Raw genomic sequence first — 16,879 nt, forward strand, 5'->3', positions numbered from 1 at the left:
TGCTGGTTCTTTATTTATTGTCGTTATTGATGAAAAAGCCAGTGCATAATAGAAATTGAAGCTATGTATTGCCATAAGCAAATGAAAGAGTTTTTTACACTTCTTTACCCTTCTGCTTTTCACCCTGGAAAATTACCCGATAAAAAAACGGCACCATCGTGCCGTTAGTTTCTCTGCATTATTTACTGTTCAGAGCATCATCTGGCCAGTATTTGTAACCATTAACCATGGCTTGTGCGGCAAGGCCTTTTTCGGTCAGTTCGTATACACCCACGGGTTTAGGCACTGCAACATTGGTCGGAGCAACAGCACTTGCCGAAGCCCCCAATGCAGGCAACCCTTTGTCATCATATTTAGCCGCGGCATTTGCATCAGCACCAACAATATAGCCATTCTTAATAAAATCGCTCAGCGCTTTGCGGTCCTTAAACACCAGTACGGTTCGCTGTTGCTTCACCCCCATCCCCAATCCTGCCCCGGCCTGTGCCATCTTCATATAGGTGTCTTTCCCTGACTTAAGGTCTTTCACGACACCATAGCCACTGCCAAATCCAAATAACAAAATTTTGCTGCTGTTATTGGAGAACACCGCATACCCTTTTGACTTCAGAATCTCACTGCGGGCTTCAGGATGGACCTTATAGAGTTTTATCAGCGTATCAATTCGCATCTGCTGAATGGCACTCCGTTGCTGGCTAGCCGTATCGCCCTTTGCACTACAGCCTGCCATGGCCAAAGCGGCAATGAGAATAATTTTTTTGTACTTCATATATATCCTGATTCAAAAAAAATAGCCGGCAAACTGAACAATATCTGTTGCCAAATACTAAAAATATGAATGAGGATTTTATGTTTCAGCCGTGTTGCATGTTATTTAATTTGTGCTGATTTTTATTTTCTTTGTTTAATTTTAAACAAGATTTAACTGGAAATGATTTCGATATTAAGATCAAAGCAATGTGCGCAATAATTAGCCACATAGTGTGGCTGTCAATTTTAATCTAATAAATTCCACACAATATGGATATTCGTTTCAGCGGAATATAAAAACCAGTATAAATATAGCAAGAGGGAATAATGCCAGAAAAAGATAACTTCCAGAAAATTGGCTCAACGAATCAAGACTTTCCCGCGAGTTTTCGTTAAGCTTTTTGATAGCCTCTTGCTTACTATTTGCATCAAATTCCAGTTGGTACTTCTTATACCCTTCTTGTTTTAGCTGCTGGACACTACTCTTAGAAAGCTCACTTTTAACAAACACTTTGGTTGCGCTACCCTTGACATAAAAAACGTATTTTTCCATTTCAGACTCCCCTGAGAAGTTGAATACGAACTCATCATTATTATTAACTAAATAGCAAGTCATACTATGCTAGTTTTAGTTTGAAAAAGGTTAACCATGTCAAAGTAGTGGTTAAATTCTAGCATGGGAATTAATAACATTATGGTGCCCACGATCTACCCATATGATTGGCTACAACCTTCAGTTAGGAATTAATAAACAGTATTATTAGCCGGTGTATTCTCCATGACTCTTAAGGTTCAAAATCAACCAATGAGATCTCCTTTACCTTTGCTTGCTGCGGGCAGTTTACGACTGGCTTTAACCCCGCTACTTAACCATTTTACCCAACTCACAGGAATTGAGGTTGCAGCACAATATGGCCCGGCAGGATTGTTGAGAGAGCGTATTGAGGCGGGTGAGCCCTGCGCCCTTTTCGCTTCCGCCAACCGGGAGCATCCTCAGCATTTACTGACGGCAGGGAAAGCGACTGAAACCCATACTTTTACCTGCAATCAACTGGTATTAACTACGCAAAAAAGTGGTGAATGGCTGGATTTGCTCGCTGATCCCACGCTACGGATTGGCACTTCCACACCGGGATGCGACCCGTCTGGCGATTACACCTGGGCACTGTTTGATAAACTCGAGCTACTTCAGCCGGGTCTTGGGCAACAACTGCGTCAGCGCGCAATTCCGCTGGTTGGTGGACGTGATACGCTCAGCATCCCGCCGGGAGAACTGGCTAGCGCCTGGATTTTGCACCAGGGCTTCGCCGATGTGTTTATCGGCTACGCGCATTATGGTAAAGCACTGGCCAGGCACACGGATATCCGTTGCGTAGCGATTGCGCCTGAACACAATATTCAGTGCGAATATCAGTTGGCTGTGCTTGAGAATTCCGCAGAAGTAATGGCGCTGGTTGAATTTATTCTTAGCCCTGACGGACAAAGGTTTCTGACTAGCGCGGGTTTTTTACCGCTTACTTCTCAATCGTAAAGAGTGGCGCAACAAACGGGGTGGCATAGTTGTCCATCCTGATTTTCCTCAACGTTAAACCGTAGGCTTGATACATATTCTCTTCAGTAACGATGGTGTCTGTTGTGCCAGCCAACCATTTTCCACCAGGCAAAAGTAACAACGTATGCGTTGCAACCTGTAATGCATGAACCGGATCATGGGTGGTAAAAACGATGCCGCGATGCTGCCGGTGAGCCAGATCGCTAATCAGTTGCAACACCACCTGTTGGTTGGCTAAATCCAGTGCTGAACAAGGTTCATCCAGCAATAAGATTTGGCTGGCAGTTACTAGCGCACGGGCAATCATCACTAATTGCTGTTGCCCGCCAGAAAGTGAAGTAAAAGGCGTTGAAACTAACTGAGCTATATTTAACTGCTCCAGCGCCTCGATAACTTTCTGCTTGTCCTCACTGCCCGGTTGTGAAAATAGTTTCACATGCTGCGCCCTTCCCATCAGCACCACATCGCTTACTGAGTACGGAAAGGGCAAGTGCGAATGTTGCGCCACAATGCCAATTCCCCCCTCATTCTCTATATTCCCTGCGAGGGGTTTTAATGTACCGGTCAAAGTGTCAAGCAACGTGCTTTTCCCCAAACCGTTGCGTCCGAGAACAGCCCAGACTTCCCCTTGCTGGCAATGGAAACTGAGTGGTTCAAACAATGGCGTTTTGTGTCCATACAATAGTTGCTGAACACGTAATTCACCCGTTTTCATCGACGGCCTCTGCGGCTTGAGTGTATTAGCAAAAAGGTAAACAGCGGTGCACCCAATAAAGCGGTGATGATTCCCAGTGGAATTTCGGCTTGCATTAACGTGCGGGCAATATCATCGACGACAATCATAAAACCGCCCCCCATCCAGAATGCGGTAGGGAGCAAGCGGCGATGGTCAACTCCCACGAGAAGACGCGCCAGATGAGGAATGACTAATCCTACCCACGCGATACTGCCACTGACAGCAACCTGTGCTGCGACTAAAAATGCACAGCAAACCAATACGCTGCGTCGCAGAGGCACCACGGAAACACCCAATGCCTGCGCCTCTTTATCGTTAAGTGACAATAAGTTAATGCGCCAACGCAGTTGGAACAAAATCGCACCAGAAATTATGACCGGAACAGCCAGCATCAAAACTTTATGCCAGTTGGCGGTTGCGAAACTCCCCAATAACCAGAAGACAATGTTAGGTAACACTTCTTCTGTATCAGCCTGGTATTGAATAAGGCTTACCAGGGCGGCAAAAAAACCGCTCAGGATGATGCCGGAGAGAATCAGCACCAACGCGTTTTCTCGCCCCTGCAAAGCGGCAATCGCATAAACCAGAATCAATGCGCTCAGGCCGAAGAAAAATGTCGACCCCATCATCAATAATGGGTCAAGCCCCAGCAGTATCGCCAGTGTGCCGCCAAAAGCAGAGCCGGAAGTCACGCCGATGATATGTGGATCAACCAGCGGATTATGGAAAACCCCTTGCAGGGTTGCGCCGCATAACCCCAATGCACCACCGGCAAGCAAGGCCATCAGAATACGCGGTAGCCTTACCGTCCAGATGACCTGGTTGGCAATGCCTTGCGTGTCGGAGAAATGAGTTAGCTGATGGAGAACTTCACTTAGCGTAAGTGAATATTGACCTAAGCAAAGTGAAGCAACTCCCAGCAACAGCACTGAGAGAATCAGTACCAGTTGCTGGGGAATAAATGACTCACTACTTAGCATCGGGCTGCCAGTTCACACGATAAAATTTCTGGTAGTAATCTTGTGCCTGGGCATCAACATCGATGTTTTTATAAGCATCCGGGTAGAGTTTTTTCGCCATCCACAGCTCACCAATTGCCAAAGCTTCCGGCATTGGGTAACCCCAGGCTTTAGCATATTCAGGCATTAACCAGACACGGTGGTTTTTCACAGCATCGATCCCCTGCCAGTTCGGGTCGTTCAGGATTTCAGACACCACCTGCGGATAGCGGTCCTGCACGAAGATAACTTGTGGGTTCCACTGTAACACCTGCTCCAATGAAACCTGGCGCGCACCTTTGACACTGGCAGCAGCGACGTTCAGCGCACCTGCGTGCTTCATCATAAGCCCGGTGTATTTGCCTGAGCCATAAGTCATCAAATCAGGGTTCGCCATGTAGACACGCACTTTCTGTGCATCCGGGATATTCGCAACCGGTGCGTTAAATTTCTCACGTGCCGCAAAGGTATACTTGATGAGTGCTTCACCCTGAGGTTTGCGCCCTACCACATCAGCAATTAAGCGGATGCCTTGTTTTAGCCCTTCGTTGTAGGCCAGCTCTTCATCCGCCATCGTCGGATTCATTTTATCCTGCTGCCCATCAGCATCCTTTCTCAAAGAGACTGCCACGACAGGGATTCCAGCATTCTGAATCTGCTGAATCATCTCAGCGGGTGCATAGTTGGCGACGAATACCACCTGCGGGTGAATGGCCAGCAAGCTTTCGATATTTACCGCGGTGAGATCACCTGGAGTAGGCAGTGAGTTAATCTCAGGCATAAAGCGTGAAAACTCAGGGCCAAGCTGTTTTTTCCAGCTGGTCATCACACCGGCTATTTCATTTTGTGCATTGAGCTGAACCAATAGATTCAAGGTCTGATGCTGTAACACCACCACTTTTTCAACATGGTCAGGAATAGTGACCTGGCGACCAAGTTGGTCAGTGATGATTCTGTCTGCCTGAGCGTTTAATGCGAAAAATGCACTGGCGAGAACCAGCGCGATATTACGAAGGATTAACATAATTGCCATCTGGAAAGGAGTAAATTCGATGTGTATTTAATTATATAACGTAGTCGATGGCAACTGATTATCGATCCTTACTGCTTGCCTGGCAAAACATGGCTGCTATCCTAAGCGCCATTTTCAGCTAATGACATTGCCGATGAACGCGCCTGAAAGCCTGCTATCTGTTCGTAACCTCACCCACTTCTTTGCCGGTAAAACACCACAGGTGAATGCGGTGTCATTTGATATTTATCCCGGTGAGTTTGTTTCGATAATAGGTCCAAATGGTAGCGGGAAATCGACTGTTTTACGGCTTATCATCAGTGAACTGTTACCCGCCAGCGGTGAGGTTGTGATTCAGGGTAAAGCGTTACGCACCATGAAACCCATTGAACGCGCTCGCTCCGTCGCGCTACTGACCCAACATGACAATGCCGATTTACGTCTGACAGTGCGTGAATATGTGGCATTGGGGCGCATCCCATGGCAGGCCGAATACCCAAACGTTGAACATGAAAAAGCCATCACTGAGGCGATTAACGATGTTGGCATCACACACCTGCAACAGGTCTCTTTGGGAAAATTATCCGGCGGTGAGCGCCAGCGTGCAGGCTTAGCCCGTGTTCTGGCACAACAACCAGCTTTGCTGTTGTTGGATGAACCAACAAATCATCTCGATCCACTCGCCCGCCATCAGCTGCTCAGTCTCGTCAGGCACAAGAACATCACCACCATTGCGGTATTGCATGATCTTGAATTGATTCAACCTTTCTCAGACCAGGTTCTGATGATGAACCAGGGGCAACTGGTTTGCCGTGGCACGCCGGCGCAGGTTCTGGACTCGCCCTGGCTTGCCAGGATATTCGGTATGCGAAGCCTGCACGTCACACATCCAAACAGTGGCAAAACACTGCGCATCTTCGAAGCCCTGCCATCACAATTTGATTGAAATACAAATAACTAAGTATTGTTTGATCTGACCAGACCTATTCACCCCATCAATTCCTGTATGGTGCGGCGGTTTATCAGGAAGCGAGATTTTCGCTTTCGGTTCTGCCGTTTTAGCGCACGTCGCTATCCGGGAAGTGAGGTGAAATTCCTCCGCAGCCCCCGCTGCTGTAATGCTGACGACACCACACATGCCACTGTCTGTTGACGGGAAGGCGTGGTGAAGAATGATGCTAAGCCAGAAGACCGACGGCACAACCTCAAGAACGACCCTTCGGTGGGAAGGCGTTGTGTCACAGGTCGCGGTTTACTACCGTCATTTGCCACACCTGTACACAACTCAGTGTCGGGAAGTGTGCACAGGTGAGGTTTCATTCTGGACACCCTGTCCCGCTATTCATGTCCACAGAGCCAATCATGTGTGGCAGTAGTGAATCAGGAGTATGTGTGAAAAAATCAATTCTGGCGGCGTTACTGGCCGTGGTTTCCAACGGCGCGGCTGCCTCTGGTTTCCCGGTAACCGTCGATAACTGCGGGCAACCTTTAACGTTCACGCAAGCCCCTAAACGCATGGTCGTTCATGATATCAATATGTCCGAAATGGCGTTTTCCCTACATTTACAACCGGAAATTGTTGGCGTTAGCGGCATTTCCGGCTGGTACAAAAATATCCCGGCATTTACTCGTTTGCAGGGTTCTATTCCGGAGATTGCGCCCAAATACCCTTCGATGGAAACGTTATTGGCGGCAAAGCCCGACCTGTTCTTCGCAGGCTGGAACTACGGTTTACGCGGCGACGTCACGCCGCAGGCGCTGGCAAAATTTGATATCAAGACGCTGATCCTGAGCGAAAGCTGTATTCACGTTAATAGCCATCGTCCACGCGCCAGTATGGATTTGCTGTATGGCGATATGCTGCGTCTGGGCAAAGTCTTTGGCAAAGAAGAAGATGCCGTGAAGTTGGTCGATAGCTGGAAAAAGCAGGTTGCGAACTTAACCAAAAAGACGGCCGGGCATAAACCCGTTCGCGTTTTCCTCTACGATTCTGGCGAAGATAAGCCGTTCACCAGCGGTGCGTATGCCATGCCAACGGCAATTATCGAAGCTGCTGGCGGTAAAAATGTCATGGATACGATGGATAAAAGCTGGGCCGCAACCAACTGGGAAAGTGTTGCCGCCGCGGAGCCTGAGTTTATTATTCTGATGGACTATCAGTCTGACTATAACGGTGGCGCTGATGGATTACGGCGTTTCCTGGAACAACATCCGCTGATGAAAAACACGCCAGCGGTGCTTCACCATCGCTATCTGAAACTTAAGTATCAGGAACTGACACCAGGGCCTGCCAATATCACCGCGATAACTAAACTTGCCCGTGCATTTTATCCGGCAGCGTTTAACTAATGTTCGCTAACAAGCGTTTTTTGCTGATATGGATAGCGGCCCCGCTGTTGCTTGCGGGGCTTGCTCTGGCAAGTGTTGCGAATGGCAGCGTACCCCTCTCTTTTTCACAAGTGTTGACCGCCCTCGGCCTGATGCATGGGGAAGTCGCACCGATGATAAAGAGCATCGTGCTCGAATTACGGCTACCGCGCACGATACTTGGCATGATTGCCGGTGCCGGGTTGGCCCTGGTCGGTTCATTGCTGCAAACCACCACACGCAACGATTTAGCCGATCCCTTTTTATTCGGCCTGTCTTCTGGTGCTTCTGCAGGCGTGGTACTGGTGATAACCCGTCTTGGTGACAGTCTGGGATCGTGGACATTACCCATCGCCGCATTTGTCGGTGGGATGCTATCTGCCGCTGCCGTGATGATTATTTTTATGTCGCAGTCACATAAAGGAACTGAAAAGCTGATTATATGCGGGCTGGCAGTGTCATTTTTATTTGGGGCGTTGACCAACTTCCTGATTTTTTCCGGCGATCAGCGCGCAGCCAGCAATGCACTGTTCTGGGCTCTCGGCGGTTTAGGTTTTGCGCGCTGGGAAAATCTCGGGTTTGCCGCTATCGCGCTGGTGATTCTCGTTGTGCTTATATCCCGGCGCTGGCAAGCCCTGGATGCGCTATTGGCTGGGGAACAAACCGCCTGGTCGCTGGGTATTAACGTCAATCGCTTACGAACCGAGGTTTTTCTCTGCTGTTCTATGGCCACCGCAATCCTGGTTTCGCTAACCGGGGTGATTGGTTTTGTGGGATTAATGGTGCCTCATCTGGCGCGCCCCTTTGCCGGAGTGCGCCACCGGAGATTACTGCCACTGGTGGGGATCATGGGGGCAATTATTCTCTCTGCGGGTGACATTCTGAGTCGAACACTCGCCGCCCCGCAGGAACTGCCAATTGGGATTATTACCGCCGGTGTGGGCGGAGTGTTTGTTCTGGTGATTTTGCTACGCCGCGTCAGTTAAGTACTAAGCATCACTACGGCGACGGCCTATCCACTCTTCAATCTGGATAGGCAACGCTTCCGGCGCTTTTCTAAACATTCTGCGCGCCAAATCCAGCACGGTGTGCTGAGCAAGCGCTTCTTCCATACGTTGCTGCGCAACCTGCATCACATGGCGCACACCGCACACACCTTCGCATGCCCATGCGGGAGCTGGCTCATCAAAGATAGCCATGCGCTGGCGAATCTCTTTACAGTCAAAAATCGATTTTTCACCATCGATGGCCGCGACTATATCCAGCACAGTTATCTGATCGGCAGGTTTCGCAAGGCGAAATCCCCCTCCTTTTCCTTCGGTGCTTTCAACCAACTGAGCTTTGGACAGCTTGGTAAAAATCTTCGCCAGATAGTCGTACGGAACGTTTTGTAGCTCAGCAATTTCCCGCACGCTCATCTCGCGTCCATCGCCTTTGCTATCAACCAGACACATCAGGCTATGGATGCCGTACTCCACGCCAGAACTGTAAAATGCCATAAATTCTCCGCTCCATTTATTCTGAGTTAAATGATAAATCCTTCCTTGTTTTGAAGCAATTTCTGTCAGTTTTAATTATTGGCTTGTTTTTAAATATCAATTAATTTCAAATAATTAAGATTAAATCCGTTTCCAGGAACCCTAAAGCTCTTGAAAATCTTAACTACGACAAATATTATCGTAGTTAAGATTTTCAATGACCGTCGAAAAACCAGGGATAAAACATGAAACAACAAATTCTTATTTTAGGCGCAGGGTTTGCAGGAATGTGGGCAGCATTGAGCGCTGCACGTTTAACCGATCTTCACGATCGTAACGATATTGAGATTACAGTCCTCGCACCGCAGCCAGAGCTCCGTATTCGCCCACGCTTTTATGAAGCAGGAGTTGAAAATTTTGCAGCGCCCCTATTACCGCTGTTTGCAGCCACAGGAGTGAAGTTTATTGCCGGGTCCGCCAAAGAGATTGATGTTGCGAACAAACAAGTGTGGTATCACACCGCGCAAGAGCAACTGGCAGCGCTTCACTATGACCGCCTGGTATTGGCCACCGGCAGTCAAATCAATCCAATTGTCCCTGGCGCACATGAGCATGCTTTTGATGTCGATACGCTAGAAAGCGCGGCTCATCTTGAAAAACACCTTCACCAGTTAGTGGAGCAACCCGATAGCCATGCACGTAATACCGTGGTGGTTTGTGGCGGTGGTTTCACTGGTATTGAACTGGCAACCGAACTCCCTACCCGTTTACGCGCTATTTTGGGAAATGAAACTCCGGTGCGTGTGATTATTGCAGACCGAAGCCCAGTGGTTGGTGGCCGGTACAGCGAAGATTTGTGTGCGGTTATCAAACAGGCAAGCGACGAGCTTGGTGTTGAATGGCAGCTTGAAGCAGATATTGCTTCTATCAATGAACATGGCGTTAAGTTTAAGAACGGCGATTTTATTGCTTCAACCACGGTGATTATGACCATGGGCGTACAGGCCAGTCCCCTTACCGCGCAAATTCCAGCCATGCGCGATGTACAAGGCCGCCTGCATGTTGATCAAAATCTGAAAGTAGTTGGCCATGAAGACATTTATGCGACCGGTGATGTGGCCCATGCCCGTACCGATGACAAAGGCAACACTGCCCTGATGACCTGCCAGCACGCAATCATGCTCGGACGTTTCGTGGGCAACAACGTTGCTGCTGACGTAATTGGTGCCAACCCATTGCCATACAGCCAGGTAAACTATGTGACTTGCCTGGATTTAGGTGCATGGGGTGCGGTTTACACAGAAGGATGGGATCAGGTCGTGAAATCTACCCGCGCGGAGGGTAAGAAAATTAAAATCGCTATTACTAACGAACTGATTTATCCACCTAAACCGGAGAAGGATATTGCCTTTGCGGCAGCCGATCCGTTAGCAGCGTTTGTTTAAGGTAAAAATTGCCGTAGCTGTATTAACCAGTCTGGCAAATATCTGCGATACCAGTCGATATACTTGCTGAGATCGGCCTTATGGTTTCGAGAAAGAATATCGAGGACTTCGGTGACTATCCATAATTTGCAGATAGCAATCTCCTGGGCCAGTGCTGCGGCATCAGCGGAAGGTGAAACTTCCTGATATCGTTTTGCGATATGAATGTAATCACAGATGTTTCCCATCCCTTTAATTAAGGGGGCGAGGTCAATTGCCGGGCTGCCGGTACTGAATCGCTCCCAGTCATATAACACCACTTCTCCCTTTTCTCTTATTCCCCAATTCCCTGCATTAGTATCGCCAGAGATAAGCGTTTGGGCGCTAAACAGGCATGAGCCATATTTTTCAAGATCGAGAAAAATCGCAACAGACTCATTTGGTAACTTCAGCAGCTCAAGCGCTTTTGTAGTTTTGTCCCGTAGCCAATGGTGGTGCTTAAAAGTCCAATGCTTATCGAAGGGATATTGGTGAATACGCGTAATTGTCGTTAACACATCGCGGTGTTCTGCTAACGCGTGTTGACTCAGAGCGTGGGGAATATATTCCAGGGTTAATGTCTGGGTTTGGGCATCGCAAGCTAACAGCTCGGGGATGGCGATACCTGCGGAGCGAAATGCGGGAGCAACATCCTGGTAAAACTGAAACTCAACTGCGCTTGCCGAGCTTTTTTCAATGCATTCGATACCATGGAATGACGTTCGACGAACACGGGCAGCCCCCATTTTTGCCAGACAGTCACTCATCAATTCGCCCCGCTATTGGTTACTATTCCCGATCTTTCTTACTTTGCCAGTTGGCCCAAGGGCTATCAGCAGGAAGGTCTGGTGAAGCCTCGTGTGTGGTCTCTACCATATCGATATACAGATCTTCGACTTCTTTGCGTGCCCATGGCGTGCGGCGCAAAAATTTGAGACTGGATTTCACGCTTGGGTCACTTTTGAAACAGTTGATATTGATAAGTTTTCCCAGTTTTTCCCAGCCAAAATGAGCAACTAACGCATTCACAATAGCTTCAAGCGTCATGCCGTGCAGAGGGTCTTTTGATGAGTTGGTCATAATGCGTCCGGTAGTTCTAAATAATTGCGCATAAGATAACAAAATAACGCGGCCTCATCTTTCTAAACGAGAACTTTCATTACAAGCGTACGACATGTAGCCTAACACGGCATACATTCATCAAGAGAATGAGAAGGATTACGTAATGAAACATGCAGTATGGACTCTGTCGCTTGCCCTGCTAACCAGCGCTTCTGCGCTGGCTACTGAGGCTAAACTCCCTGCCCCAATTACCGCCTTACAGCAGCAAGGTTTTGAACTGAAAGGTGAATTTAAAGGTCCAGGTAACCTGCCAGGTTACGTGATGCAATTCCAGGGGCAAGGCACAACAGTGTTCCTGACCCCGGATAAACAGCATGCAATTATGGGGAATCTGGTTGATGCCACTGGGAAAAACCTCAGCGATGCGCAAGTCGAAAAATGGGTTTATGCGCCTATGGCCAAAGAGATGTGGCAGAAACTTGAAAAAAATCACTGGATAGCCGCAGGGAAAGCGGATGCTCCGCAAATTGTCTACGCCTTTGCCGATCCTTACTGCCCGTACTGCACTCAATTTTGGCAGAATGCGCAGCCGTGGCTGAGTTCAGGAAAGGTACAACTGCGTGTCTTAATGGTTGGGATGTTACGCCCGGACAGTGGACAAAAAGCCGCCGCGATCATGATGGCTGAAGACCCCGCTAAAACACTGGCGGAATATGAGAATAGCAAAGGGAAATTGGCACTGAAAATCCCGGCAGCCATCAAGCCAGAAATCACGAAAGCGCTGGAAGATAACCTGGCGTTAATGGATGAGCTCGGCGGGACAGCCACTCCTTCTATTTATTACCTCAATAAAGATGGGCGTCTGCAACAACATCAGGGCCTGCCAGATGAAGAAACCATGAAAACGATCATGGGCGGCGATAAGTAATCATTTATGGGTGACGTTGTCACGTTACATCGCCAAAACTGGCTTATAACGTCGCCCTGAAACAGCAAAAGCCTGTAGTGCTGCAAGGGCGTTGTTCAAGTTCTGAGTGTTCATGAGTGATGACCTGTTCAGGCTCACCAAATCGCCGGAACCAAAGTGCGGAATTGCGCATAAAAAAAGTGCCTCTAAGCTAAGCCTGGAGGCACTATATCAAGGTTTTCTACCGGTTTGGCACTTAGCAGTAACGAGCTACCGCAGCACGCATACCCTGAGTCAGAATAACCTGCAAATCTTCGCTAACTTTAGCAACCAGACCTGGAACCTGAGTCAAATCCTGGCCCCAATGATCGCTGTCGCACAGTACCGCTTCAACCAACTGCTGCTCGGTGATCTGTTTGTCGCCAAGTGAAGTCCACAGTTGCTGATAACGCACCAACCAATGCTCGTCATCCTGTAACGGATAGCTTTCGTTGTTACGCTCGCCTTTATAGAAGGCGATCAGTGCCGCCAGTGCGAAAGTCAGACGCGCAGGTAAAGTACCGTTCGCCTGCTGGCCTGCCAGCAATTGCGGCAGAATACGGGTACGGAACTTGGTCATACCGTTCAGCGCGATAGACAGCAGTTGGTGCTGAATATACGGGTTCTGGAAACGGCTGGTTACGGCTTGTGCGAATGACAGTAATTCGTCACGCGGCAGATCCAGTACTGGAATGATTTCTTCAGCGATAGTTTTTTCCACGAAGCCACAAACTTCAGCATCGTTCATAGACTCGCCAACAGTGTTCAAGCCAGCCAGATAAGCAACCGGAACTAACGCCGTGTGAGCACCGTTCAGGATCGCAACCTTACGTTCTTTATAAGGTTTGATGTCATCTACGATCAGCACGTTCAGCGGATATTTATCCAAACGCAGCTCTTGCGCCAGTGACGCAGGCCCCTGAATAACAAACAGGTAGAAGTGTTCAGCAGCAGCCAGGAAGCTATCTTTGTAGCCCAAAGATTTTTCAATATCGGCAGCTTCGTCACGTGGATAACCCGTCACGATACGGTCCACCAGCGTAGAACAGAATGTGTTAGCGTCGTTCAGCCACTGGGTGAATGCTGCAGGCAGCTCCCACTCTTGTGCATAACGCAGAACCAACTCTTGCAATGCGTCACCGTTGTAGTCGATCAATTCGCAAGGAATGATAACCCAGCCTTTATCCGCAGCACCGTTGAAGTGGTTGAAGCGTTCGAACAGCAAACGAGTCAGTTTAGCCGGGTAGCTTACTGCTGGCGCATCTTCAAACTTATCGCCTGCATGGTAGCTGATGCCAGCTTCAGTGGTGTTGGAGAACACGAAACGCATGTCTGGGTTATGAGCCAGTTTCAGGTATGTTTCATATTCTTGATAGACGTTGATTTCACGGGTAACGGAGCGAATCAGGCGCGAGTCACTGACCGCTTCGCCCTGCTCGTTCAGACCACGGATAACCGTAGTGTAAAGCCCATCCTGGGTAGATAACGACGGCGGGAATGCGCTGTCGATCGGACGTACGATAACAACGCCCGCATTTAAGTCCGTGTGTTCATTAAGAAGATCGACTTGCCAGTCGATGAAAGCACGCAGGAAGTTGCCTTCACCAAACTGAATAATACGTTCAGGATATTGGGCGCCAGGGAAGTCTTGACGATTAAGTGTTTTCACTATGTTGTTCCTTGGTGTGTACAGGATGAGCGACCATAAAAATCCTGTCCAAATTACCAGAACTCAACAAAGTGAAACCCCGTTTTGATCAAACTAAAGTTATTATACCAATTATCTTGCTTGCCATGTGCGAGGGGTGCGACATCCGTCACGTTTGTTTTGCTGTCGCACCCTCAATTGAAAAACCACACGCTCATTTGGTATAACATCTCTAAGCAAAGGCGGTTAACTCAGTTCTGCGAACTGGGTTTGTAGCTCATTAAGCAATGAATAGCGCTTACGGTATTCCGAGCGTTTTTTACTGGCAATTTCACTCAGATCTTTTTGCGGTAATGACAATGGTAAGCGGTAAAGATGCTTATCATATTTTTCACCGCTAATTGATTCCCAGAATTCATTATAACTGGCGTGAAAATGCTTGCCCTTACTGAGCCGATAACGCAGTCCACGGAATACATGCCCATCGTTACTCACCCCATAAATGGCTTTTATTCCCTTTTGTGCGGCTAATAACCACAAAATTTCCATGAGCAGACGTTTAGGAAATAAACCGTGACATGCTTTAGTTGCCGTTTTGATTGTGTCATGAGGTACACTGCGATGAGCACCCTGCAGTCCGCCAATAAAAATCGCATCCCCAGTAATACAGAATGTTAACGCGGCAAGTCTTATCCCGTTCATGTTAAACCAAAGAGTACTCTCACCTTCACGTTCTGCACCCAGTGCGGTACTGGCATTAATCTCTATTTTTTCACCGATTTTACCGCTCAGCTCCAGAAGGCGTGTTTGTTCGGGTGACATCAAGCCACGGGCCAGTGTTTTGCAGCCCAGTTTTTCAATAAATTGGTAATGGTTGAGAATGGCATCTACACGGTCGGCAGCACGCATGCCCAAATATAAATAATGACGATGGATTTTACTCGGTAGCGTTTTTTGTGCTTTTAGCAGCGTTGAAAAATAACTCTGTCGCGCCATTGAATTAAAGAAACGCAATGTCTGGCGGGGAGCCAGCAGCGTGCGCAAAAGGAATTTCGCCCGGTATGACTTTTCATGCCAGATATCGCAAGGCGTGAGATCCCCGCTAACCAGAGCCATGATAGTGGAAACCCCTGCATTATTTTTTTGCAGTGACGGATGCTGATCCAGAATAGTCATTTTGCCTCCAGGCGATATACTTTGCTTCACTCAAGGTGAATTCCTCTTGCAAAGTTTATTCGCTGGAACCTATACGCTTTTACAACGGCCTAATAAAAACTCTGGATTGGGCATTTCTCAGAATATGTATATAAATCTGAATAACAAGGCGCTATCTAAACAGACGCCGCCATATCTTCCTGATTTATGAGCGAAGTACTGATCTGGTTGCGACCGTTGCGCTTTGACAGATAGAGATACTTATCGGCTTCGGCCAGCAGTGTGTTAAACGTATCAAGCAATGTCTCTTTTCCCGGTGTGGTGGCAGCAAGGCCAATACTGACGGTGATAAACAGTGTTTGTTGCTGATAACGAAACGCCGTGAGTTCTATACTCTGGCGAATCTTCTCCGCAATCTTATATCCTTCATCTTCGGAATTGGTGCTACAAGCCACCACAAACTCCTCCCCGCCCAGACGTGCCACCAGCCCCTCTTCACCCACCGCTTTTCTGAGTTGCGCAGCAAAAGCACGCAACACGACATCTCCGCATTCATGGCCATAGTTGTCGTTAATGCGTTTGAAATAATCGATATCCAGCAGCATCACACACAACTTTTGTCCTGGTTTATGCATTAACGGAGCGGTAATTTTCAGCGCTTCATAAAGACCTGAACGAGAATGCACACCGGTAAGATAGTCATAATCGGCACGCAGTGAAGTCTGTTTAATCAGGCGGTTAATGGCATCTACACTCACCGACACTATCAGCGGGCAAATCGCCATAGTGGCAATACCCAGGCGTGCAGAGAACATCTCATTCACCACCAGCGGCTGGCTATGGTGAATCACCACTATTGAATTGGCGACCAGAACAATCTCCATACCGCCAGTTAAAAGTGTAATCAACGCGGTAATCGGCAATGGGTAGCGAATTGCGCACCAGATAAGGGCTGGCAGCGGGAACGCCAGGCTCCCTGCACCACCAATTACCACCGAGGCAATCACCGAAATGATAACCCCCAGCAACGGGTACAGTTTTGAAAAATGAAAAGCAGGCATCTTGCCCCACTGTGGCCATTTAGCCATCAGCAGAAATGGCATCATCAGGACCCCGGTAGAAAATTGCTCACTAAACCAATCGGCAAACAAAGGAAGAAACTGACGATAGTCTGATGAAGGGCCAAGGGAACCTAAAGATCCTAATAAAGAACTGAGCACCGCACCGATAAGACAAAAATAGAAAATTTTAAAGGCATTAATTGCCCAATTATTTTCATTTTCATCCCGGGAATAACGGAGTAATAGCAGGGCTACAATGATAATAAACACCATATTGGAGAGATTTATTATTGCTGATTGCCAACCCCAATGCGTGGTAAAGGCGTCATAAATCACCATCGCGCTATAACAGAGGAAATAATATACAGGGCGATTCAGGAACGGGTTGCGTACAAACACCGCAGCCAGCACGGCATTCAGCGGCCAGAACAGAGACAGCTCATCAATCAGGCGAAGTGAGGCCCCAAAAAAGTAAAACAATGTAGTGATGACAAATATATTTATCGCGTTAGCCAGCCGTTTTTCAGGCGAAAAACACACAAACTCAATTTGATTAGACATGCTATTTTAACTCATATTTATGCATGCACTGCTTAATAAAATCATACTGCGAGATGAGTGCAAAAAATAAATTTTAGCTTAGCAGATTTT

Annotated in this window: 17 protein-coding genes and 1 riboswitch; of the genes, 6 read left to right on the plus strand and 11 right to left on the minus strand. The window is 48.0% G+C overall.

All coding sequences use genetic code 11. The features are described from left to right. Positions 1-178: 178 nt before the first annotated feature. Both IX31_RS02560 and IX31_RS02565 read right to left on the minus strand, forming a co-directional pair. A complete protein-coding gene (locus tag IX31_RS02560) occupies positions 179-769 on the minus strand; it encodes a lipid-binding SYLF domain-containing protein (RefSeq protein WP_034455594.1) in 591 nt (196 codons plus the stop codon). Between the two features lie 264 nt (positions 770-1,033). Then, positions 1,034-1,303, minus strand: coding sequence for a hypothetical protein (locus tag IX31_RS02565; RefSeq protein WP_034455595.1), 270 nt, complete (start codon positions 1,301-1,303; stop codon positions 1,034-1,036). Positions 1,304-1,555: 252 nt separating this feature from the next. Here IX31_RS02565 and IX31_RS02570 point away from each other — a divergent pair, with 252 nt between their 5' ends. Then, positions 1,556-2,281 (plus strand): substrate-binding domain-containing protein, encoded by a 726-nt coding sequence (locus IX31_RS02570; protein WP_034457088.1) that lies wholly within the window; start codon positions 1,556-1,558, stop codon positions 2,279-2,281. Here the strand turns inward: IX31_RS02570 and IX31_RS02575 are convergent. From IX31_RS02575 to IX31_RS02585, 3 genes are read right to left on the minus strand one after another with little or no spacing between them, the layout of a single operon-like run. Beyond that, positions 2,265-3,017, minus strand: coding sequence for an ABC transporter ATP-binding protein (locus IX31_RS02575; protein ID WP_034455596.1), 753 nt, complete (start codon positions 3,015-3,017; stop codon positions 2,265-2,267). The two genes, IX31_RS02570 and IX31_RS02575, sit on opposite strands and share 17 nt — an antisense overlap. Beyond that, entirely contained in the window at positions 3,014-4,018 is a 1,005-nt protein-coding gene (locus tag IX31_RS02580) for a FecCD family ABC transporter permease (protein ID WP_034455597.1), read from the minus strand. Before IX31_RS02580 ends, IX31_RS02575 begins: the two co-directional genes overlap by 4 nt. Beyond that, entirely contained in the window at positions 4,008-5,060 is a 1,053-nt protein-coding gene (locus IX31_RS02585) for an ABC transporter substrate-binding protein (protein ID WP_034455598.1), read from the minus strand. Before IX31_RS02585 ends, IX31_RS02580 begins: the two co-directional genes overlap by 11 nt. 142 nt (positions 5,061-5,202) lie before the next feature. On the opposite strand from IX31_RS02585, the gene IX31_RS02590 reads away from it, so the two are divergent. The 3 genes from IX31_RS02590 (at position 5,203) to IX31_RS02600 (ending at position 8,401) form a co-directional block, all read left to right on the plus strand. Continuing rightward, entirely contained in the window at positions 5,203-5,994 is a 792-nt protein-coding gene (locus IX31_RS02590) for an ABC transporter ATP-binding protein (RefSeq protein WP_051880495.1), read from the plus strand. Positions 5,995-6,084: 90 nt separating this feature from the next. After that, positions 6,085-6,262: riboswitch (cobalamin riboswitch) on the plus strand. A 178-nt stretch (positions 6,263-6,440) separates the two neighbouring features. After that, complete coding sequence (locus tag IX31_RS02595) at positions 6,441-7,397, plus strand: ABC transporter substrate-binding protein (protein ID WP_034455600.1); 957 nt, start codon at positions 6,441-6,443, stop codon at positions 7,395-7,397. Continuing rightward, entirely contained in the window at positions 7,397-8,401 is a 1,005-nt protein-coding gene (locus tag IX31_RS02600; protein ID WP_034455601.1) for a FecCD family ABC transporter permease, read from the plus strand. The genes IX31_RS02595 and IX31_RS02600 overlap by 1 nt, the downstream gene beginning before the upstream one ends. 3 nt (positions 8,402-8,404) lie before the next feature. Here the strand turns inward: IX31_RS02600 and IX31_RS02605 are convergent, their stop codons facing one another. After that, positions 8,405-8,914: an RrF2 family transcriptional regulator gene (locus IX31_RS02605; RefSeq protein WP_034455602.1), complete on the minus strand. Its 510-nt coding sequence runs from the start codon at positions 8,912-8,914 to the stop codon at positions 8,405-8,407. Between the two features lie 224 nt (positions 8,915-9,138). Between IX31_RS02605 and IX31_RS02610 the strand changes: the two genes are divergently transcribed. Next, the gene (locus IX31_RS02610; protein ID WP_034455603.1) at positions 9,139-10,338 is read left to right on the plus strand and encodes an NAD(P)/FAD-dependent oxidoreductase; all 1,200 of its coding nucleotides are present in this window, start codon (positions 9,139-9,141) and stop codon (positions 10,336-10,338) included. Here IX31_RS02610 and IX31_RS02615 read toward each other — a convergent pair. Together IX31_RS02615 and IX31_RS02620 are read right to left on the minus strand one after the other, a co-directional pair. Further along, positions 10,335-11,123 carry a phosphotransferase family protein gene (locus tag IX31_RS02615; RefSeq protein ID WP_034455604.1) on the minus strand — a complete coding sequence of 263 codons (789 nt, stop codon included), beginning with the start codon at positions 11,121-11,123 and terminating at the stop codon, positions 10,335-10,337. The two genes, IX31_RS02610 and IX31_RS02615, sit on opposite strands and share 4 nt — an antisense overlap. Positions 11,124-11,145: 22 nt before the next feature. Further along, a complete protein-coding gene (locus IX31_RS02620; RefSeq protein WP_034455605.1) occupies positions 11,146-11,436 on the minus strand; it encodes a VF530 family protein in 291 nt (96 codons plus the stop codon). Between the two features lie 145 nt (positions 11,437-11,581). Here IX31_RS02620 and dsbG point away from each other — a divergent pair, with 145 nt between their 5' ends. After that, a complete protein-coding gene (dsbG, locus tag IX31_RS02625; protein ID WP_051880497.1) occupies positions 11,582-12,346 on the plus strand; it encodes a thiol:disulfide interchange protein DsbG in 765 nt (254 codons plus the stop codon). A gap of 235 nt (positions 12,347-12,581) precedes the next feature. Here dsbG and IX31_RS02630 read toward each other — a convergent pair whose 3' ends face one another. The 3 genes from IX31_RS02630 to IX31_RS02640 all read right to left on the minus strand — a co-directional run bounded on the left by IX31_RS02630 (position 12,582) and on the right by IX31_RS02640 (position 16,789). Then, positions 12,582-14,033, minus strand: a complete 1,452-nt coding sequence (locus IX31_RS02630; protein WP_034455607.1) for a tagaturonate reductase — start codon at positions 14,031-14,033, stop codon at positions 12,582-12,584. Positions 14,034-14,258: 225 nt separating this feature from the next. Beyond that, positions 14,259-15,188 carry a VirK/YbjX family protein gene (locus IX31_RS02635; protein ID WP_034455610.1) on the minus strand — a complete coding sequence of 310 codons (930 nt, stop codon included), beginning with the start codon at positions 15,186-15,188 and terminating at the stop codon, positions 14,259-14,261. Between the two features lie 155 nt (positions 15,189-15,343). Beyond that, positions 15,344-16,789: a GGDEF domain-containing protein gene (locus tag IX31_RS02640; protein WP_034455611.1), complete on the minus strand. Its 1,446-nt coding sequence runs from the start codon at positions 16,787-16,789 to the stop codon at positions 15,344-15,346. Between the last annotated feature and the right edge of the window lie 90 nt (positions 16,790-16,879).

The organism is Buttiauxella noackiae (assembly GCF_000737905.1).
GTDB classification, from domain to species: domain Bacteria; phylum Pseudomonadota; class Gammaproteobacteria; order Enterobacterales; family Enterobacteriaceae; genus Buttiauxella; species Buttiauxella noackiae.